Source organism: Ornithinibacillus jepli, assembly GCF_047228935.1.
Taxonomy (GTDB): domain Bacteria; phylum Bacillota; class Bacilli; order Bacillales; family Amphibacillaceae; genus Ornithinibacillus.
This window is the reverse complement of the sequence record NZ_JBFEGG010000001.1, coordinates 290,282-311,083: the sequence shown is the minus strand read 5'-3', so window position 1 is coordinate 311,083 and position 20,802 is coordinate 290,282. Positions and strand designations below refer to the sequence as shown.

The following is a 20,802-nucleotide window of genomic DNA, read 5'->3' as shown; positions in this document are numbered from 1 at the left end:
TCTCTTTACATCATATATATATGTTTAAACGAAAAGCAGCCAACCAATTGGCCAGCTGCTCTTGAATATTACTGTAGAGCTTCTTTAACCTTTTCTGCTACATCTTCTGATACCCAGCTAGTCCAAATGTCTTCATGCTGATTCATCCACCAAATAGCCGCTTCATCAGGCTCAGCACTATTTTCGTCCATATAGACTAAAGCTTCTTCCGTAAGTGCACTGCTCGTTTCATAGTTGCTTAAAAAATCATATACATCTGGTGCTTGATCTTTGAAATCTTTGTGAACCGCTACTACTACATCATTCGGAGGGAATTCTGTTGCTTTAGATTCATTCCATACCGCCTCTTCATATGGTGCCTCTTCTAACAGTGTTAGGTCATACTTAGCTGTTACTAACGTTGGAGACCAGTAATATCCAACCCACGGTCTTCCGGCTTCATAAGCGTCCACTAAGTCAGCTACAGCAGCTGAGTCAGAACCAGGCATGAAATTATTCATTGTTTCATCTAGACCATATGTTTCAAACTTATCATTAATAGCTTCGGCTACTGCCCAGCCACTTGGGGCATTAAGAATACGTCCTCTACCTGGATCTTCTGGATCTGCAAACACATCAGGATATTTCTTTAAATCTTCAACCGTCTTTAAATCTGGAGCAGCAGGTTTAATCCCACGCTCTTCGTCCCCCTCGATTACATAAGTAGGAACATATAAACCTTGAACATTATCATCGAAGTTCACAGATACTGTTTCAAAATCTCCAGCTTCCGTTGCTTCTTCGTACAGTTCTTTAATATTATCTGTCCAAATTTCCATATAAACATTTATATCACCTTGGCGTAGGCCTTGTACTGTTGCAGCAGTAGACCCTGAAGTAACCTCAGTTTCATAACCATAGCCTTCCTCCATAATAATTTGCGCAATACTATTATGAACACGGATGCTATCCCAACCGGCATCTGCTAAAACAATTTTATCTAGTTCGCCATTTGAGCTAGTTCCACAAGAAGACAGGATTAAGAGTAAACCTGCAAATAACATAATACTTATTTTCTTCATTGAATAAATGCTCCTTTATATTTTCCTTTTTTCTTGAATCCATGAAAAATCCACACGAATAATAAAATATTCCCAATTATCGAAAAATTATTTTTACAAAAATACTTCTCTAGAGAAAAATCCGACCAATTTCGAAATGATAGATTATAAGAAGAGAATAATAGAATAGTGTGGAGGTTTCTAAAGAATATCCCATGAATACAACAACATATATAATGTTACAGTTATATTATAAATCTATCAAACTGAATAAAATTCGAAATAACAGAATTAACTTACGTTTTACTTTCTTAAAGTAATAAAATCTTGCCATTCTAGCCATATTTCCGTTTATACTCTGTATTACTTAAGTATACTTACATTTTGATAAAGATTAATCAAATTGAAATGATAGCATTTACATTCCTTACCCACCTTCGGAACACTCTCTTCGCCTCCTGTTACAATAGAAATTTCTATCCATAATGATTAATACCCACCGCCTTCTTTTCATAAACTTTATTTTAATGGATAAAATAATTGCATCTACTTATTGACATTGTTATGATATAGTAGTTCATTAGGTGAACTATTTATGAAGTGAACCTTTTTGTTTATATTTAGGAGGTCAAATACATGGAACTAAAGGAGCTCATCGAAAGATATCAATCATCCATTAATCAAGTTTATCGAAGCGTTAATCTTATATTGAAAGATAAAATACAATCTGATTTAACATCTGATCAATTTAGTACGATGCACTTTATTTATAAAAAACAACGATGTACGAGTACCGAAATAGCAAATGAATTCGGCATTGGTAAAAGTGCTGTCACGGCTCAAATTACCCGTCTTTATGATAAGGGGCTCATTGTACGAAATCGGGATGATGATGATCGGAGAGTCATTTATTTACATGTAACCGAGAAAGGAATTGAGTTCGTTGAAAATACGGAAAAAGCACTTTTTCAAGAGTTAGGAACTTATTTAAGTCATTTCGACGATGAAGAAATTTATATGTTCATTCACACCCTAGAAAAATTAGCTAAAAAAATGAAAGAAGAATAAAGAGAGGAGAAGTTTTTGTATGAAACAAATTATTCGCTTTCGATGGGTAATAGCTATTTTGTGGGTTCTTGCGGCTATTGGATTATTTATTTTTTCCCCCAACCTCCAAGAACTTGTCCGTGAAAAAGGACAAATTTCCGCCCCAAAAGATTCACCATCTGTTCAAGCACAACAGTTAATCGAATCAATGTCAAAAAATACCGGTGCCAATTTAACTAGTGCTGTGCTGGTATTTCATGAGGAAGATGGATTTAATACTACAGAAAAGGAAGAAGTAATCCAGGCTATTGAGATATTAGAAGAAAATCAAGAAAATCTTGGTGTTTCCGAGATATTAGCATTTAATTCTGATCCTGCTATTGAAGAACAAACTATTTCAGAAGATAAAAAAACAATCATTGTTCCGTTCCAGGTGTCCTTAGCAAACCAAGACATTGATATTGCTAGAGATGCAATTTATAGGGAAATGGACTCTATTAAAATAGAACACTATCTAACCGGGGAAGCTTTTATTACGCAAGACATAATTATAAATTCAGAAGCTGGTTTAAAAAAGACAGAACTTATTACGGTTGGATTAATTCTCATTATATTATTCATTGTATTTAAATCATTAGTTGCACCTTTTATTCCTTTATTAACAGTAGGTATATCCTATCTTGCAGCGCAAGGAATTGTTTCTATTTTAGCTGATAAGATAGATTTTCCATTGTCTACTTTTACACAAATATTTATGGTTGCAGTTATGTTTGGTATAGGAACTGATTACTGCATTCTATTAATTAGTAGATTTAAAGAAGAAATGGCTAAACAAGATTCAATAAAGGATGCCGTACTACAAACATACAAATCAAGTGGTAAAACCGTTCTTTTTGCTGGAATTGCCGTATTGATTGGCTTTTCAACAATTGGTTTATCCACGTTCTCCTTATACCAATCGGCAGTGGCAGTGGCAGTCGGTGTTGCGGTTGTATTAATTGCTCTCGTTACATTGGTACCATTTTTCCTAGTACTACTAGGGAAAAAATTATTCTGGCCCTTTGATAAATCTGTATCCCATAAGGATAGTAAACTTTGGGGTTCCATCGGTACTCTTGCTTGGACTAGACCGATAATAGCTTTAGCCATAATCGCCATTATTGCCGTGCCAGCTTTACTAACATACGATGGAGATAAATCCTATAATTCACTGGAAGAAATTGGTGAATCATATGATTCTGTCAAAGGATTTAATTATATTGCGGAAGGCTTTGGACCAGGTCAAACAATGCCAACTACGGTTGTATTAAAAACAGAAAAACCAATTGATACTGCTGAAGAATTTCAACAAATTGAAAATCTATCTGACGCACTTGCCAAAATGGATGGCGTTGAGCAAGTTCGGAGTTCTACTCGACCTAGTGGCACGATTATTGAAGACTTTCTAGTGGATAATGTTACAGGTGAGCTTGCTACTGGAATAGGTGATAGTACTAATGGTTTAAGTGAAATCCAGGCTGGGTTACAAGAAGCATCGGATGAACTAGAAAATGCCAAGCCACAATTAGAAGAAGCACAAGACGGTGTCGATCAATTATTAGTGGGGACAGCGTCAGCTAATAATGGGATTGGCGATATCCAAATTGCCCTTCAAGAAATTCAAAATGGTATCAACTCAGGTGCAATAGGGGCAAAGGATGCAAAAGTTGCTTTACAGGAAATAAAGACTAATCTTGACAAAACCATTGATGGTAATAAGGAATTATTAAAAGGTTACCAAGAAGTTTCAAAAGGGTTAAATAAGCTAAATGAAGAACAGTTTAGTATGATAAGTCAACTTCCAGGAACCATTGAACAAGTTTATTACAGTCTAGGTAATGTACTGGAGAATCATCCAGAGTTGGAAGAAGATACTGAATTTATGACTGCTTATATGACATTAGAGAAACTCTCTAAAGAGACAGTACCACTAGCAGGCATCCAAGATATGATGAGAACGAATGTAATTGGTCCGTTAAATCAACTAAATGAGCAAAATGAACAATTTAACTTTAACCAATCCATTCAAGCTCAAGAGCAATTATCTTCGGGACTAAATGAACTAATTACTGGGATAGAGCAACTTGAATCTGGCTTGACTCAGGCAGCAAATGGTCAAGGTCAAGTAGTATCTAATCTACCAAGCTTACGTGATGGCGTCGCACAAATTTATGGTGGTCAAGAAGAGCTTAAAACTGCTTTTGAAGATATGCAAAATCAGTTAGGACAGCTATCCACAGGTTTATCAGAAGGTGCTAACGGGTTACAACAAGTTGGAGATGGACTATCACAAGTGAAAAGCTACCTTGAAGATATTGAAACAGAATCTACTAATCCAATTGTAATGATTCCTAATGAAGCATTAAATAACGAAGCCTTTATGGAAGCTGCCAATATGTATTTGTCAGAGGATAAAACAATCGTTAAATTTGATGTTGTATTAGAATATAATCCTTATTCAACAGAAGCTTTAAAAATGGTAGATAAGATAAGTAACAAAGTAGAAGAAGTATCAAGCGATACTATTTTTGAAGCAAGTGAGCCACTATTAGGTGGAATTAGTAGTACGAATAATGATTTGCAAAATGTATCAGATGAGGATTACTCTCGTACTGTACTATTTATGCTTATTGGCATATTCATTATTTTAATCATTCTATTACGTTCCATCATTATGCCAATCTATTTAATTGGATCATTAATCTTAACTTATTTTACATCGATGGCTATTTCAGAGATTATCTTTGTGAATGGTATTAACTACGATGGCCTCACATGGGCAGTTCCATTCTTTGCCTTTGTCATGCTAACTGCTTTAGGCATTGATTACAGTATTTTCTTAATGGACCGTTTTAATGAATATCGAGACAATAATCTGAAAGAAGCAATGTTAACAGCAATGAAAAAAATGGGAACCGTAATTATTTCAGCAGCGGTAATTCTAGGTGGTACATTTGCAGCCATGCTCCCATCCGGAGTATTATCAATTTTACAAATTGCTACAGTTGTACTATTAGGATTATTCTTATATGCCCTTATAATGCTACCATTATTTATCCCAGTAATGGTAAGACTATTTGGGAAAGCAAATTGGTGGCCATTTAAAAAATATTAGTCTAACTATAAAAAGCATGCGAGCTAAGTGTTCGCATGCTTTTTAGCTAATTATAGACTATCTTGCTGATTCCTTTATAATTTCAACAACACGGTCTCGTGATTTTTCACTTTGATAGGCTTTCATTTTATCTAACATAATTGGTCCTTGTTGAACAAGCTTTTCAAGTTCCTTCACAAGCGTTTCCTCTGTTAAATCCTCTTCCTCTAATACTCTGGCATAGCTTTTTTCTTGGAAGGATTTCGCATTAATGATTTGGTCCCCTCTACTCGCCTCTTTTGATAGTGGAATTAGTAGCATCGGAATTCGCAGCGCTAAAAATTCAAAAATCGCATTAGAACCTGCACGAGATAAAACGAAATCCGTTGCAGCAAAAATATCTTTTAATTCTTCATTTACATATTCAAATTGTATATAGCCTTCTCGTTTTATAGAGGTATCAGCTTTCCCACTTCCACAAATATGAACCACTTGGAAATAATCTAACAATTGATCCAATGTATCTCGAATCGTGTTATTTATTTTTTCTGAACCTCCGCTACCGCCCATAATTAATAAAACAGGCTTACGAGGATTGAATCCGCATAAGGACAGTCCTTTTTCTTTATTTCCTTCAAATAATTCCTCACGAATAACAGCACCAACATATTCTGCTTTATCCTCAGGTAAATAGTTCATTGTCTCTGGAAAAGTTGCCAGAACTTTTTTAGAAAATGGGATTGCTAACTTATTCGCAAGGCCAGGTGTATAATCTGATTCATGAATAACAGCAGAAACACCACGCAATTTTGATGCAAGTACAACAGGAACTGATACAAAGCCGCCTTTTGAAAATATAACAGAAGGCTTTTGTTTTCCAATAATTCTCCATGCTTGTAAGGTTCCCTTTATAACTTTAAAAGGATCTTTCACATTTTCTAAAGACATGTAACGGCGTAATTTACCAGTTGAGATAGGATAATAGGTTACACCGTCTATCTGTTCAATTAAAGAACGTTCAATGCCATTTTTAGAACCTATATAATCAATTTCCCATCCTTCACGCTGGAATACAGGAATTAATGCCAAATTGACAATAACATGACCCGCAGAGCCACCGCCTGTGAATAGAATTCGTTTGTTTTTCATAATATCTTGAAGTCCCCTCTTTCCAATTTTACCGCATCATCGTATAATTACCTTTATGCATGTAAAATCTTTACCTCTTTATCCTATTAGAAAATAAAAGAAAAAGGAAGCATAATATGTATCAAACAGACACGTTAAAACAAAAAATTAAATTATTTTTTTACATATTCTTTCCCGTTTTAGTAACCCAAGTAAGTTTAAACTTAATGACTTTCTTTGATACAGTTATGTCTGGGCGTTCAGGAGCAGTAGACTTAGCAGGAGTTGCTATTGGCTCTAGTCTTTGGGTACCGGTATTTACAGGAATTAATGGAATACTACTTGCCATTACGCCCATTATCGCCCATTTATTAGGAGCTAAGGATGATCAATCTATTAGCAAAAAAGTACAGCAAGCTATTTACTTGTCTATTGGTTTAGGAGTTATAATCCTTCTTATTGGAATCATCCTATTAAATCCTATATTAAATATGATGGAATTAGAATCTTCTGTCCATCATATTGCCAAATACTATCTTATTACATTAGGTACTGGTATTATACCATTATTCATTTTTAATACATTACGAAGTTTTATTGATGCTTTAGGTCAAACACGTATTTCCATGATTATCATCTTAATTTCCCTACCTATTAATATTCTCTTTAATTATATATTTATCTTTGGGAAATTGGGCATTCCTGCTTTAGGTGGAATCGGTGCTGGTGTAGCTACTGCATTAACTTACTTAATATCTTGTGTGTTAGCATTTGTAATTCTAGCTAAAATGAGCCCATTTCGTGAGTATCGTATCTTTAAAAACTGGGTGAAACCAAGAATCAAAGATTGGTTAGAGCAATTAAAAATTGGAGTACCTATTGGGTTTGCTATTTTTTTTGAAACCAGTATTTTTGCGGCAGTAACCTTACTCATGAGCGTCTATAACACGCATACGATAGCCGCACACCAAGCAGCAATGAATTTTGCATCATTACTTTATATGATCCCGTTAAGTGTTGGTATAGCACTTACCATTACGGTAGGATTTGAAGTAGGTGCAAGAAGAATGCATGATGCCAAAATCTATGGGTATATCGGAATCAGTGGCGGAATTTTCATTGCAGCATTTAATGGTGTCATTCTTTATGTATTTCGGGAAGGAGTGGCTGGACTTTATAATTCTGATCCTGATTTAATTGCTTTAACGGTTCAATTTATTGGATATGCTATTGTGTTTCAGGTAGCTGATGCATTTGCTGCCCCTATTCAAGGAGCACTTAGAGGTTATAAAGATGTAAATGTAACGCTAGTCATTGCCCTCGTATCTTATTGGGTAATTGGGCTACCGATAGGTTGGTTACTTGCGAACTTTACTTCACTTGAACCATTTGGTTATTGGGTTGGTATTATTGTAGGCTTAAGTGCTGGAGCAATTGCATTGTTAGGAAGGCTAAGGTTTATTCAAAAAAAGTATAACGTAGAAATGAAAAACTCCTCTGGAAATTGATTTGCTGAGGAGTTTTTTATTTGTATAACGAGTAAAAACTTTAATGACAAATCGAAAAACGTTCATTATACTATATTTATAATTAAAATGGTGGACACATTTTCCAAAAGACAGATGCACCTCTCAATAAGTCAATTAGGACTTAGGAGGGTGCATCTTTTTCTGACTCATTTTATTTTTAAGGAATACATTTACTTTCCATCAGTTTTCAATATGTTATAAGCACCAGAAAACATGGAAAACAGTATACCGGCGATTGGGAAGATGAGCCAATTGATTGCCCATGCATCAAATACAAAACCACTGATTAGAAAAATACAAGTTGCTAGCGGAAAGATAATTGCAGCAACTGCTGCTATCACTTTGTTTTGCTCTTTTTCTTTCTTCGAATATTCACCAATTCCCAGTAGCTTTCGATAGCCTGCCCTAACCACTCCATAATAAATAAAAATATAAACAGCAAAAGCTACCATGCAAAGTAACACAAATACTCCATAACTACTAGTATCAGTACCTACAGTGAAATTAATAATAATGAGCGTTATAGGTGATATAATCATTAACAACACACCTGCTATGAGAGATTTAACATAGACAGGTTGAAAGTCCTCATTTTTTTGGAGAAGTATTGTGCGGATTTCATTCGAAAAATCTACACCATGTTCAATATACTTATACTTTTCCATTCCCATACTCGCGTAGATAAATATGCCTACAGCGATGGCAATAAACAAAAAGAACGGGATGAGACCAGCAATAGTATCAAAGCCTTCTGAACCAATTTTAAATACACCACCATACATTAGTTGATTGAATAAGATCAGTATAGCTGGTGCAAGAATACATAAGACCGTACCGAGACCAATCATTTTCGCGAACCTTTTATTCATTCGCAAATAGTCATAGATTTCTTCTTCACTCATAAAAGTAAATGATTCCTCAATTACCTCGTCACGCTGCTCAATCTCAAATTCCTCGATCAACTCGTCTATATTACCAAATTCTGAAATGACTATCCCAATTGCTTCATTTTCCGTTTTTCCATTTCTCTTTAATTCATGGTACTTATCCTCCATATTGGCAAGGAGCTCTTCTTTAAGCTTATTCATTTCCGATGTCTTTGGCATGTTCTTGAACATGTTATCCAAGTAACTTATTATCGTTTCCATTTTAAATTACCTCCCTAATAAATTGATTGATAACCTCTTTCGTCACTTCCCATTCCTTACACTTTTCGTAATAATAATTTACTCCCGCATCTGTAATACGGTAATACGTACGTCTTTTTCCATGTGTCTGCTCCTGATAAAAAGACTCAATGTACCCATTTTTTTGTAGACGGTTAAATGCTGAATACAGTGTTGTTTCTTTTATAATGTATTTTTCATCTGACAATTCTTTAATCTTTTTTGATATTTCGTATCCATATGAAGGATGATCTAATAGGAGATAAAGAATGATGGTATCATTGTATCCACGAATAACATCACTACTAATCAATTCATACGCTCCTTCCTGCTACAGTCTCACAATGTAATTACCCGATTACTGCATCTGACATACTATGTCTGTCGTAGTAATTTTAGTTTATCACAATTACTATGACTGGTAAAGTAATAACGATAATATAAGGTTGTCAGAAATTTTAGTGATTTATTACTAAATATGACTTTACCAATACAAAAAGGCTTGAGGATATATATACCTCAAGCCCTTTTCGTGTATAATTTATAAAGCTGTTAATCAAATAAATAAGCCAGCGATAGTTGCAGATAAGATAGAAGCTAGTGTTGCTCCAAGTAAGAGCTTAAGACCAAACTTCGATACTTCTCCTCCCTTTTCTCGATCAATCCCTTGAACGGTACCTGCAATAATCCCAATCGAAGAAAAGTTTGCGAAAGATGTTAAAAATACGGTAACAATCCCAACCGTTTTTTCTGAAACTTGTCCAATCATGTTTTGAAATTCTAGCATTGCAACAAACTCATTAGTCACAATTTTTGTTCCCATAATACCACCTGCATCAATAACCTCGCTAGTTGGAATCCCCATTAAAATACCGATTGGTGATAGCACATACCCTAGTATTTGTTGAAGGGTTACACCAGCAAATATTGCTTGAATAATCCAGTTAACAAGCTCTAATGCTGCAATAAAGGCAACTAACATCGTACCTACGATTAATGCAATTTTACCACCCTCAAGTGCTCCATTACCCATCGCCTCAAATATACTTTTATCATTGGAAACGTCTGTAATATCAACTTTATCTTCTTGCTTCGGAACATTAACTGGAGCAATAATTGATGCAATAATTAATGCACTAAACATATTAAGCGGTAATGCCACTAATACATATTCAGGCGGGAGCATTTGCATATATGCTCCAACTATGGATGCAGATACAGAGCCCATAGCAGATGCACTAACTATATATAATCTATTCGCTGTTAAATGATGAAACTGAGAGCGTATTGCAATTAAAGCTTCTGATTGTCCAAAAAATATACTATTGACTGCATTAAAAGATTCTACTTTCGGTAAGCCAGTAATCTTAGAAATGATTCCACCAATATATTTAATGAATATTGGTAGTATCTTAAGATATGTAAGAACTGATAAAATGGTAGCGAAGAAGATAATCAATAATAGGACATCAAAGAAAAAGACGCCACCTTCTGCTTCCACTACTCCACCTAAAATAAAATCGACTCCCGCATTACCAAATTCAATTAATTTATTAAATACGGCTGATATACCGTTTATTATCGTTTGACCAATTGTCGTGGAAAACATAAACCAAGTAATAAGGAGTTGGGCAAGAATCATAATTCCAATTCCTCTATAGTTAACCATTTTGCGGTGATTTGATAAAAGATATGCAATACCTAAAACAACTATGATTGCTAAAATACCAAGAATAATATCCATATGTTGAGTCCTCCTAAGTTGTCTAATTACTCTTTTTAGTAATACCCCAATTTAAATTGGAATAACAGGAATTTATATATATTGATGTAACTCTAACAAAATACTTATATTGTAAAAATAAATATCCCTGCTATAACTCCCGTTATAGCAGGGATAAGACTAGTAAAATAATTATTATCCTTCTAATAGTAAGTCATAAGGATCTTCCAGTAGTTGTTTAACACGTACTAAGAACTGAACTGCCTCTTTACCATCAACAATTCTATGGTCATAAGAAAGTGCTAAATACATCATTGGACGTACTTCAATAGAATCATCAGGCATAACGACTGGTCGTTTAATGATATTATGCATTCCTAAAATTCCAACCTGTGGTGCGTTTAAGATAGGTGTGGAAAGCATAGATCCGAACGTTCCACCATTTGTAATCGTAAATGTTCCACCTTGTAGGTCTTGTATTCCAAGCTCTTTGTTACGAGCTTTTTTACCTAAGTTAGCGATTTCGCTCTCTACTCCTGCGAAGTCTAATCGGTCTGCATCACGAACAACTGGTACTACTAATCCATCATCTGTTGAAACAGCAATACCGATATCATAGTATTTTTTAACGATAAGATCAGTACCATTGATTTCAGCATTTAGTAGTGGGAAGTCTTTTAGTGCACCGACTACAGCTTTTGTAAAGAATGACATGAAACCAAGTTTTACGCCATGTTTTTCTAAAAACTTATCTTTACGCTCATTACGAAGCTTCATAACATTTGTTAAATCTACTTCGTTAAATGTAGTTAGCATTGCAGCAGTTTGCTGAGCTTCTACTAAGCGTTTTGCAATCGTTTGACGACGTCGAGACATTTTCACTACTTCTACCGGTTTGCTGTAATCAGTAGTAGTTTCTGCTTTTGGTGCTTCTTTCTTAGCAGGCGCAGGCGTTTCTGTTTGCTTAGGTGCACTTGCAGCAGCTTCAACATCTTCAGGACGAATGCGCCCTAGTGGATCACGTGTTGCAACAGTACTTAAGTCAATATTTAATTCACGAGCTCGTTTTCTTGCAGCTGGTGATGCAATAACATCACGGCTAGAACCTGACTCTTCTTCTGTCTTAACTGGTTCTGATTTTGTTACTACTGCTTCTTTTGTTTCTTCTTTAGCCGCAGGTGCAGGCGTTTCCTCTTTAGCAGGTTCTATTACCGCTCCACCTTCTTCACTTACTTTAGCAATAACATCACCTACGACAACATCATCGCCTTCTTCTCGTAGGATTTCTGTGATAACACCAGAAACTTCAGAGTTAACTTCAACATTAACCTTATCGGTTTCTAGTTCAACAACAGGGTCACCTTTTTCTACTGTATCCCCTACTTTAACTAACCATTCGGCAATTGTTCCTTCTGTAATAGATTCGGCAAGTTCAGGTACTTTAATTTCTTTCACTGGAATCTCCTCCTAATGTCGGGTTAATTGCTTGCTGTATAATTCTCTCTTGTTCTGATTTATGCACATTTGGATCACCAACAGCAGGTGCTGAACGCTTAGGGCGACCAATGTATCGTAAGTTTTGACCTGGTTTTAATAAAGCTCTTAAGTAATCATCCACAAAATCCCATGCACCCATGTTTTTTGGTTCTTCTTGAACCCAAACAATTTCTTCAAGATTTGGAAGATCTTTTAATTCTTTTTCCAACTCTTTAGTTGGAAATGGATAAATTTGCTCTAAACGCATTGCACGTAGCCAATCGTATTTCTCATCAGAGTTATCAATAGCTTCTTCTATATCAACCATAACTTTTCCAGTACCAATTAGTAAGCGTTTCGCATTTTTCTTACTAACTTTTAAATTTGGCTGATTGCGAAGTGGCTGGAATTTTCCTTCAGTAAATTCTTGTGCAACTGATGCAATACGTTGATTACGGAGCAAACTACTCTTCGGTGTCATAAGTACTAATGGACGCGCTTCTTCCTTATTACGTAAAGCTGCCTGTCTGCGAATTAAATGGAAGAATTGAGCAGATGATGTTACATACGCAACAATCCAGTTATTCTCTGCAGCCATTTGTAAGAAACGCTCTAATCTTGCACTAGAATGTTCTGGTCCTTGACCTTCATATCCATGTGGTAACAACATAACCATATTAGACTTATCGCCCCATTTTGCACGGGCTGCTGAGATAAATTGATCAAAAATAGTCTGGGCTACGTTTGCAAAGTCTCCAAACTGTGCTTCCCATAAAACTAAAGTATTAGGAGCCTGAACACTATATCCATATTCGAATCCTAAAACAGCTACTTCAGATAGTGGGCTGTTTCGAATATCAAATGATGCCTTTGCGTCGATGCCATGGAATATACTGTACTTCTCGTTTGTAACAGCATCATTCAACACCGCATGACGGTGGGCAAACGTACCACGCTCAGAATCTTGACCAGTTAAACGAATTGGCGTACCATCTTTAAGAATAGATGCATAAGCAAGCGCTTCCCCTGCACCCCAGTCAATTGTGTTCCCTTCATTTAGAGCTTCTTTACGACGTTTAAAAATTCTTGCAAGCTTTTTATTTTCCGTAAATCCTTCAGGTCGGTTGAATAATTCCTCATTAAGAGCAACTAATTCATCCATCGTTACAGCAGTTTCATATTTTTCCAAATCAGTATTGAGAGCATCTGGCATTGGTTTACATTCTACTTTAGCAATTTCGGTTTCTTTCATACCATCGTAGATCGCCTTAAGATTTTCCTCTACACTCGCTACCATTTGGTCAAATTCTTCTTTCGATACGGCACCTTTTGCCACTAATTCCTTTGCGAATACATTCGCTGGAGTTGGATGATTATCAATGATGCTATAAAGTTTTGGTTGTGTAACTCTTGGCTCATCCATTTCATTGTGACCATAACGGCGATACCCAACTAAATCTATTAAAATATCCTTGTTGAACTTCTGACGATAGTCATATGCCAGTTTGATCGCAGAAACACAAGCAACTGGATCATCCGCATTAACATGAATAACCGGAATCTCGAAACCTTTTGCTAAATCACTAGCATATCGAGTAGAACGACCATCTTCATGGTCAGTTGTATAGCCTAGCAAGTTGTTCGCGATAATGTGCAATGTGCCACCAGTTCTATATCCAGGTAAGTTTGCGAGATTCAAGGTTTCAGCCACAACACCCTCACCGATAAATGCAGCATCACCATGAATTAATACTGGAATTGCTTTAGAAACATCTTGCTTAGGATAGCCACTCTCAAAGCGGTAATCCTGTGCTGCACGTGCAAACCCTTCTACTACAGGATTTACGAACTCTAGATGAGATGGGTTGTGTGCTAGTGTAATCTTAATCTTCGTTTCTTCCCCATCTTTTACATCTTTCACCGCACCAAAGTGGTATTTAACATCTCCAGTCCATCCATAGTTAATTCCTCTAGAACCTTCTGAAGGTATTAACTCCTTATTAGGTGAATGATGGAACTCAGAGAAAATTTTATCAATAGGTTTTCCTAATACGTGGGCTAACACACTTAATCTACCGCGGTGTGCCATACCCATCATAATATTTTCAACCTTATCTTCTGTAGCATATTTTACGATATGATCAAGCATTGGAACCATTGATTCAAGTCCCTCAATGGAGAAACGCTTCTGTCCGACAAATGTTTTTTGTAAGAAACCTTCAAACCCCTCTACATTTGCTAAGCGCTCTAATAATTGTTTTTTCTCATCGTCTGATAGGTTTAAGCGTGCTTTCCCTGACTCAATATAATCAGACAACCAATTACGCTCTTCTTCACTATCTACATGATCATATTCAAATGTAATGGTACCAGTATAATTTTTTCGTAATTCTCGAACGACATCTAGCGCTGTTTCAATACCAACAGGCGCTTTTTCCCATATCCAATTAGCTGGAATTTCTTTCAAGTCTGCTTCTGTCAACCCATAAGTTTGTGGATTAAGTAATTCTGATTTTCTTTCCTCATTAATACTTACTGGGTAAATATCTGCTTCCAAATGTCCGAAACGACGAATAGCCTCAACTAATTTGTATGTTGAGGTGATTTTCTTGACATCGTTTATGGATGTGTTTGTAGAACTTTGTTGTATATTGCTGGTTGAACTGCTCAACCAATTAGGAGCTCCATACTGATCAAATAACTCTCTTAAAGACTGATCAATAGCTTGAGGGTCCTCTTTATATAGCTCATACTGTTCTTCCACATACCCCATGTTAGGACCATGAAACTCTCCCCAGAATCTTTGTGAAGATTCGTCATTTTGTGCCACGTCTTATACCCCCATTAGAAGTTAACATTTCTCCGCATGAAAACGGTTTTTAATTGCAATACTATTATAGAACTGACTTGATTCTACATCAACTAATATACCTTATTTTCATAGCGGAAACAATATATGTTATGCGCATTAGTCGATAATTGTATCTTCCTTTAAAATTTGCGAATTTTCTTTCATATCAATTCATACAATTGTAACCAATCTTAGTTCACATTCTGATATTTTTTCGCTATAATAAGGACAGATATAATTAAGTTATTTTTATACATATGCATTAATCAAAGGAGGCCCTAACATATGAAATTAGCTCTAATCTTAGGCGTTACTGTAACATTTTTGGCAGCCATCTTTTCTGCTGGATATGATGCAAAACCAGGAGTACCGAAGAAAAATCAATAATAACTTGTGAAAGCTAGCTCTTTTGGGGCTAGTTTTTTATTTTGTCGAATGAAGAAGCATTGCCCAATATTTCTGTTACTTTTTTTATATCTGTTTAATTTATAAGGGATTAGAGTTTGACTCTCTGATTCCATTTTTATAGTACTACTTCAAAAAAGGGATCTAATAGAGCTCTTCTATTACTATTTGGTCTTCCTTATCCAATAAAAGGAACTCGATAGAACTCCTCAATTATCTTTTTGAATTCACAACCATTAAAAAGGAATCATACAAATCTCATATATAACTTTTCTTCCTTTACTACCCTTAAAAAGGAATTAGTGAAAACCACAAACAATCAAAAAACGCCACCCACTTAAAAGTGAATGGCGACTAACCTTATGTTAAATTTGGAAAACCTTGTTGTCTTAAGGCTTCATAAATGATGATTGCTGCAGTGTTAGAAAGATTTAATGAACGGACCTTATCATTCATATGGATGCGAAGACACTGTTCTTCTTTCCCCACTAATAATTCCTTAGGAAAACCAGTCGATTCTTTACCAAATACAAAGAAAATATCTTCATCAGAATTACTATAATCATAATCGGTGTAATGTTTTGTACCGAAATTTTCTATATAATAGAACTTCCCATCTGGATATTTATCATATAAATCAAAAATCGAGTTATATTCTTCCATATCAACGTTTTGCCAATAATCTAATCCAGCCCGGCGAACAGCTTTTTCATCTGTTGAAAACCCAAGTGGATGAATGAGATGTAATTTTGTATCTGTTGCTAAGCATGTTCTACCAATGTTTCCTGTATTAGCTGGAATTTCTGGTTCAAATAATACGACATGTAAACTCACAATTCATTTCTCCTTGCTATATTCCTTTGCACTAACAATTTCACATTATACCACTAATCGCCGATGTGGAAAAACTTATACTTTATATTAGGTGTATAGGCACTTGAGTCTTCATACGACCAATAGCGTTGTCTGCTGTTTTGTGTGTGTGCGTTTACTAAAGGCATGCCATCAGTATCCTTTCCGACAACAATAGTAGTATGATTCCATCTTCCGTCTCCTTCAAAGTCATAACAGATTACGTCGCCAGGTTGAAGTTCGCTAGCAGAATCAACTTCTCTCCCCTTCAATCCTTGGGTAGATCCTGATAGATACCATCTTAAGGAGTGAGCAACAGCCCAGCTATAACTCCAATTATTCCCCGAATACCACCAACCTTGATTTCGATTGGGTGCTCCACGCATCGGTGCCCCACCTGCACGTAAACATTGGGAAACATAATTAGTACAGTCTACGTCAAATTTACGATACGCAGGATTATAACTATTCCACCATCGTTCAGCATATTGTACAGCAGCTAATCGGTCATATACAAACCGTTCCCCATTTTCACTTTGCCCTGAATCCGGTTCTAATTTTCCAGATAGTTCCTCTTGTTCTCTTACCTCTGTCAGTTTGTGATTTACGATTTCTCCATCTTTTAAAATGAACTCATAAGGAATCGTTCGTTCTTCCCGAATAAAATAATTTCCTTTTTTTAGAAGCATGGATAAGTGTAGATGATAGTATATTTTTTCCTCTTGGTCATATTTCATCCTTTGATAAATGTGACCTTTTCCATTAACTCTGACTATTTTCAAATCACGCTTCTCGTATAATATCCTTTGTCTTTCTAACCAATCACTATTAAATTGATTGGATTCAAATAGTTCTTGCCAAAATTGTGTAAGTATCTTCATGAAGAATCCCTCCACTATTGATTATATGGAGGGATTGCATGTCTTTAAGATAACTATTTTTATGTTTCATTTAAAATTCTTCTTTATCTAGTCCAACATAATAGCCAACTAGTTTTCCACCTGTACATCTTTCGTTAATTGTGTTTCCCGAAATGCCAGACCCTTTTCCATTTCAAAGAGGACGTTTGTGTCGTTTTCCTTTTCCATCGCATCTGTTATCGCCTGGAATGCATCTTCAGTTCCTATCTTTCCTAAAGACCAAGCGGCTGTACCCCGGATTACAGGACGAGGGTCATTTTTCATAATCGCAATTAATTCGTCCACAGCTGTTTTATCTTTATAATGCCCGAGTCCAATGATGGCGTTACGTTGAATTGGTTTTTTTCCACGCCATGATCCGGAGACATGGCCAAACTGTTCTTTAAATTCTCGATTAGACATAGTTAGCATTGGCTTAAGCAATGGCTTTGCGACATTATCTTCTGGTTCAAACTCTGGATGAATGTGAAAATCTACTTTTTTATTTTTTGGACAAACTAGCTGACATGTATCACAGCCGTATACTCGATTCCCTAGTTTCGAACGGAATTCTTCTGGAAGAAAGTCCTTCGTTTGTGTTAAAAAAGCAATACACCGTTGTGCATTTAACTGACCACCTTGTACAATCGCGCCTGTCGGACAAGCATCGATACATTTACGGCAATCACCACAACCATCTTCTACAGGTGTGTCTGGTGTAAAAGGTATATTTGTAATAAGCTCTCCTAAATAAACGAAGGATCCAAATTCTTCTGTTATTAATAAAGTATTTTTCCCGGTAAAACCAATTCCAGCTCGCTCGGCTACGGCACGATCGGATAATTCTCCAGTATCCACCATTACCTTTGTAACAGCATCTGTTACTTTTTCATGAATAAAGCTTTCTAGTTTTTGTAGTCGATTGCGAAGAACATCATGATAATCCATGCCCCAGGAAGCTCTACAGAAAAAACCTCTCCGTTCTTCTTTTGTACTTTTAGGAGCGTCTTTACTTATCCGTGAAGGGTAGGCCATGGCAATGGAAATGATGGATTGAGCTTCTGGCAATAACCTTCTTGGATCAGTCCGTTCTTCGTTAGAACCTTTCTCAAACCCAGACTGATAACCGAGCTCTTGTTGACGCTTCAACCGCTCTTTCAGTTCACTAAACACATCTGCTGTTGTAAACCCAATCTTATCAATGCCTATTTTTTTACTGTACTCAATAATTTCTTGTTTCAGTTGTTCGGCATTCATCTCCATGCCTCCCTTCTCATGTATTATTTTAACCATACTATGTGCATTTTGTTTTGTTAAGTGTTCTGAGGAATTTTAGTGTGGGAAAAGTAAAAACGCAACATCTCGTAAGTTATTACGAAACACTGCGTTAGGACATATGTATGGAGCGGGTGATGGGAATCGAACCCACGACATTAGCTTGGAAGGCTAGAGTTTTACCATTAAACTACACCCGCATTAAGTGTAGATTTATTATTCATCTGTTGTTTCACGCACGGTCATGCCCCTGCGTCTTCTAGTATTTTCAAGGAAGCATATTCCTCGGGGCAACTCGCAGTTTATTCGGTAGAAGTATCGCTCGTGGCTAGAGTTTTACCATTAAACTACACCCGCATTAAGTTAAGACTTGTTATTTAATTTTAATTTTAAACCAAATCTGGTCCATTATGCCCCTGCATCTACAAGCATATTCAAAGCAGTGAATTCTTCGGGGCAACTCGTAGCGGATTCGGTAGAAGTATTGCTCGTAACTACACCCGCATTAAGTGTAGATTTATTATTCATCTGTTGTTTCACGCACGGTCATGCCCCTGCATCTTCTATATTTTCAAGGAAGCATATTCGTTTTGTGAATGCAAAATTTATTATAGCAACTTCTTCGACAATATGCAAGTATATTTTTAAAAAATATGGTTCATCTTAAATCCCCCGCATCTTTAAAACTAACCCATTTCAACAATACGAATATTATATAAAAAACAATCATTTACAACTAATTAAGGAAGTAATAAAATAATCATAACACTAAGGAGGGGTATTAGTTGTCAATATTTCCAGTAATTTTATCACAAGCAAAATTTATTCATCGTGACAGTTTACAATTTCCAATTGAAGAGCGAGCTCTACAGTTTGGAGATGGTATATATGAAGTAATTCGAATTTATAATGGAACCTACTATTTATTAGATGAACACATTGATAGACTATTTCGTTCGACGGAAGCTATTAAAATTAAACTCTCTCAATCTAAAGAAGAAATGAAAGAATTATTACTTGAGTTACTAACCCGTAACGATATAACTGGAGATGGCAAGCTATATATGCAAGTATCAAGGGGTTCTGCACCACGTGATCATGTTTTTCCTAAAGATGTTGAGCCAAATATTTATGCTTATGCTCAGTCTCTTCCGCGTAATCTAGAAACGATAAAAAACGGCGTTAGTGTTATTACTCACCGTGATATACGCTGGGAAAACTGCTATATTAAAAGTTTAAATTTACTTCCTAACGTATTAGCAAAACAAGAAGCAAAAGAACAAAACTGCTATGAGGCTATCCTGCATAAAGAAGGCCGTGTAACGGAATGTTCTGCTGCCAATGTTTATTTAGTGAAGAATGGAACGATTTATACACATCCAACAACTAATAATATATTACATGGCTGTGTTCGGATGGCAGTTGAAAGATTTGTAGAAGAATTAAACATTACATTTATTGAGGAACCTTTTACGTTAAAGGATTTAGCTGAAGCGGATGAGTTATTTTTAACTAGTAGCACTTCAGAGATCACACCGATTATTCGTGTTGATGGCAAGCTTATAAAGGATGGGAAACCTGGTGAAATTACAAGAAAGTTACAAGCTGCTTATGAAAAGGATGCTAATATAGAAGATAAAGTAATAGCAAATGCCTAAATTTGTGCTGTCTTAAGGATTAGGTTAATCCAAAGACAGCCTTATTATTTCTATCTTTAAAAAATAAAGGAGGTCTACATGAAGAAGATAACTATTTTAGGGAATCCTGGAGCAGGTAAATCAACTTTAGCTAAACAACTAGGAGAATTACTGGACATCCCTGTTTACCATATGGATTCTATTTATTGGAAACCGAATTGGCAGCCAGTTGAAACAGATGAATTAATTGAAAGACATGATGAAATTCTACAAAAGAATAGTTGGATTATTGATGGAAACTATAGTTCCACACTGCAAAAACGCTTAGAAGATGCTGATACGATCATATTCCTTAACTACTCTACACTTCGCTCTTTATATGGCATAATGAAAAGGAGAATCCAATATCGAAATAAAACTAGACCAGATATTGGAAAAGATTGTCCAGAAAGATTGAACTGGGAATTTATAAAATGGTCAAAGAACTATAATAAAAATAATGCGCCAAAAATGTACGAGAGACTTTCCAATATAAACGATAAGGAACTTCATATTTTTAAAAACAGAAGAGAATTACAAGAGTGGCTGAAAAATCTATCAATCTAGAATTTGTTAATTGCTTCGCATCCCGAAATAGTTTA

At 35.8% G+C, this 20,802-nt stretch carries 16 protein-coding genes and 1 tRNA gene; 5 read left to right on the top strand and 12 right to left on the bottom strand.

Annotated features, from left to right (window positions below; genetic code table 11):
* Positions 1–68 precede the first annotated feature (68 nt).
* Positions 69–1,061, bottom strand: coding sequence for an ABC transporter substrate-binding protein (locus AB1K81_RS01535; protein ID WP_412974888.1), 993 nt, complete (start codon positions 1,059–1,061; stop codon positions 69–71).
* 615 nt (positions 1,062–1,676) lie between these two features.
* Here AB1K81_RS01535 and AB1K81_RS01530 point away from each other — a divergent pair.
* Both AB1K81_RS01530 and AB1K81_RS01525 read left to right on the top strand, forming a co-directional pair.
* Complete coding sequence (locus tag AB1K81_RS01530) at positions 1,677–2,108, top strand: MarR family winged helix-turn-helix transcriptional regulator (protein WP_412974887.1); 432 nt, start codon at positions 1,677–1,679, stop codon at positions 2,106–2,108.
* A 19-nt stretch (positions 2,109–2,127) separates the two neighbouring features.
* On the top strand, positions 2,128–5,241 hold the full coding sequence (locus tag AB1K81_RS01525) for an MMPL family transporter (RefSeq protein WP_412974886.1): 3,114 nt from the start codon (positions 2,128–2,130) through the stop codon (positions 5,239–5,241).
* A gap of 57 nt (positions 5,242–5,298) precedes the next feature.
* Here AB1K81_RS01525 and murG read toward each other — a convergent pair whose 3' ends face one another.
* On the bottom strand, positions 5,299–6,369 hold the full coding sequence (gene murG, locus AB1K81_RS01520) for an undecaprenyldiphospho-muramoylpentapeptide beta-N-acetylglucosaminyltransferase (protein ID WP_412974885.1): 1,071 nt from the start codon (positions 6,367–6,369) through the stop codon (positions 5,299–5,301).
* A gap of 116 nt (positions 6,370–6,485) precedes the next feature.
* Between murG and AB1K81_RS01515 the strand changes: the two genes are divergently transcribed.
* Positions 6,486–7,856: an MATE family efflux transporter gene (locus AB1K81_RS01515; RefSeq protein WP_412974884.1), complete on the top strand. Its 1,371-nt coding sequence runs from the start codon at positions 6,486–6,488 to the stop codon at positions 7,854–7,856.
* A gap of 191 nt (positions 7,857–8,047) precedes the next feature.
* On the opposite strand, the gene AB1K81_RS01510 is transcribed toward AB1K81_RS01515, so the two are convergent.
* The 10 genes from AB1K81_RS01510 to AB1K81_RS01465 form a co-directional block, all read right to left on the bottom strand.
* Complete coding sequence (locus AB1K81_RS01510) at positions 8,048–9,025, bottom strand: permease prefix domain 1-containing protein (RefSeq protein WP_412974883.1); 978 nt, start codon at positions 9,023–9,025, stop codon at positions 8,048–8,050.
* A 1-nt stretch (position 9,026) separates the two neighbouring features.
* Positions 9,027–9,356, bottom strand: coding sequence for a PadR family transcriptional regulator (locus AB1K81_RS01505; RefSeq protein ID WP_412974882.1), 330 nt, complete (start codon positions 9,354–9,356; stop codon positions 9,027–9,029).
* A 243-nt stretch (positions 9,357–9,599) separates the two neighbouring features.
* Positions 9,600–10,787 carry a NupC/NupG family nucleoside CNT transporter gene (locus tag AB1K81_RS01500; RefSeq protein ID WP_412974881.1) on the bottom strand — a complete coding sequence of 396 codons (1,188 nt, stop codon included), beginning with the start codon at positions 10,785–10,787 and terminating at the stop codon, positions 9,600–9,602.
* A 174-nt stretch (positions 10,788–10,961) separates the two neighbouring features.
* Positions 10,962–12,221 (bottom strand): 2-oxoglutarate dehydrogenase complex dihydrolipoyllysine-residue succinyltransferase, encoded by a 1,260-nt coding sequence (gene odhB / locus AB1K81_RS01495; protein WP_412974880.1) that lies wholly within the window; start codon positions 12,219–12,221, stop codon positions 10,962–10,964.
* Positions 12,208–15,072 carry a 2-oxoglutarate dehydrogenase E1 component gene (locus AB1K81_RS01490; protein WP_412974879.1) on the bottom strand — a complete coding sequence of 955 codons (2,865 nt, stop codon included), beginning with the start codon at positions 15,070–15,072 and terminating at the stop codon, positions 12,208–12,210. Before AB1K81_RS01490 ends, odhB begins: the two co-directional genes overlap by 14 nt.
* Before the next feature lie 786 nt (positions 15,073–15,858).
* On the bottom strand, positions 15,859–16,332 hold the full coding sequence (locus AB1K81_RS01485) for a tRNA (cytidine(34)-2'-O)-methyltransferase (RefSeq protein ID WP_412974878.1): 474 nt from the start codon (positions 16,330–16,332) through the stop codon (positions 15,859–15,861).
* A gap of 53 nt (positions 16,333–16,385) precedes the next feature.
* Positions 16,386–17,231 carry an amidase domain-containing protein gene (locus AB1K81_RS01480; protein WP_412974877.1) on the bottom strand — a complete coding sequence of 282 codons (846 nt, stop codon included), beginning with the start codon at positions 17,229–17,231 and terminating at the stop codon, positions 16,386–16,388.
* A 108-nt stretch (positions 17,232–17,339) separates the two neighbouring features.
* Complete coding sequence (gene queG, locus AB1K81_RS01475; RefSeq protein WP_412974876.1) at positions 17,340–18,506, bottom strand: tRNA epoxyqueuosine(34) reductase QueG; 1,167 nt, start codon at positions 18,504–18,506, stop codon at positions 17,340–17,342.
* 144 nt (positions 18,507–18,650) lie between these two features.
* A tRNA-Gly gene (locus tag AB1K81_RS01470) sits at positions 18,651–18,724 on the bottom strand.
* A gap of 208 nt (positions 18,725–18,932) precedes the next feature.
* Positions 18,933–19,064 (bottom strand): hypothetical protein, encoded by a 132-nt coding sequence (locus AB1K81_RS01465; RefSeq protein WP_412974875.1) that lies wholly within the window; start codon positions 19,062–19,064, stop codon positions 18,933–18,935.
* Positions 19,065–19,309: 245 nt separating this feature from the next.
* On the opposite strand from AB1K81_RS01465, the gene dat reads away from it, so the two are divergent.
* The gene (gene dat, locus AB1K81_RS01460; protein WP_412974874.1) at positions 19,310–20,182 is read left to right on the top strand and encodes a D-amino-acid transaminase; all 873 of its coding nucleotides are present in this window, start codon (positions 19,310–19,312) and stop codon (positions 20,180–20,182) included.
* A 78-nt stretch (positions 20,183–20,260) separates the two neighbouring features.
* Positions 20,261–20,767, top strand: coding sequence for a P-loop NTPase family protein (locus AB1K81_RS01455; protein WP_412974873.1), 507 nt, complete (start codon positions 20,261–20,263; stop codon positions 20,765–20,767).
* Positions 20,768–20,802 lie beyond the last annotated feature (35 nt).

Bases quoted from the DNA above. Each gene is read 5' to 3' on its own strand.
- AB1K81_RS01515 (WP_412974884.1), top strand. From the start codon at position 6,486: ATGTATCAAACAGACACGTTAAAACAAAAAATTAAATTATTTTTTTAC.
- AB1K81_RS01480 (WP_412974877.1), bottom strand. From the start codon at position 17,231: ATGAAGATACTTACACAATTTTGGCAAGAACTATTTGAATCCAATCAA.
- AB1K81_RS01510 (WP_412974883.1), bottom strand. From the start codon at position 9,025: ATGGAAACGATAATAAGTTACTTGGATAACATGTTCAAGAACATGCCA.
- AB1K81_RS01525 (WP_412974886.1), top strand. From the start codon at position 2,128: ATGAAACAAATTATTCGCTTTCGATGGGTAATAGCTATTTTGTGGGTT.
- queG (WP_412974876.1), bottom strand. From the start codon at position 18,506: ATGAATGCCGAACAACTGAAACAAGAAATTATTGAGTACAGTAAAAAA.
- AB1K81_RS01535 (WP_412974888.1), bottom strand. From the start codon at position 1,061: ATGAAGAAAATAAGTATTATGTTATTTGCAGGTTTACTCTTAATCCTG.
- AB1K81_RS01500 (WP_412974881.1), bottom strand. From the start codon at position 10,787: ATGGATATTATTCTTGGTATTTTAGCAATCATAGTTGTTTTAGGTATT.
- murG (WP_412974885.1), bottom strand. From the start codon at position 6,369: ATGAAAAACAAACGAATTCTATTCACAGGCGGTGGCTCTGCGGGTCAT.
- AB1K81_RS01455 (WP_412974873.1), top strand. From the start codon at position 20,261: ATGAAGAAGATAACTATTTTAGGGAATCCTGGAGCAGGTAAATCAACT.
- AB1K81_RS01530 (WP_412974887.1), top strand. From the start codon at position 1,677: ATGGAACTAAAGGAGCTCATCGAAAGATATCAATCATCCATTAATCAA.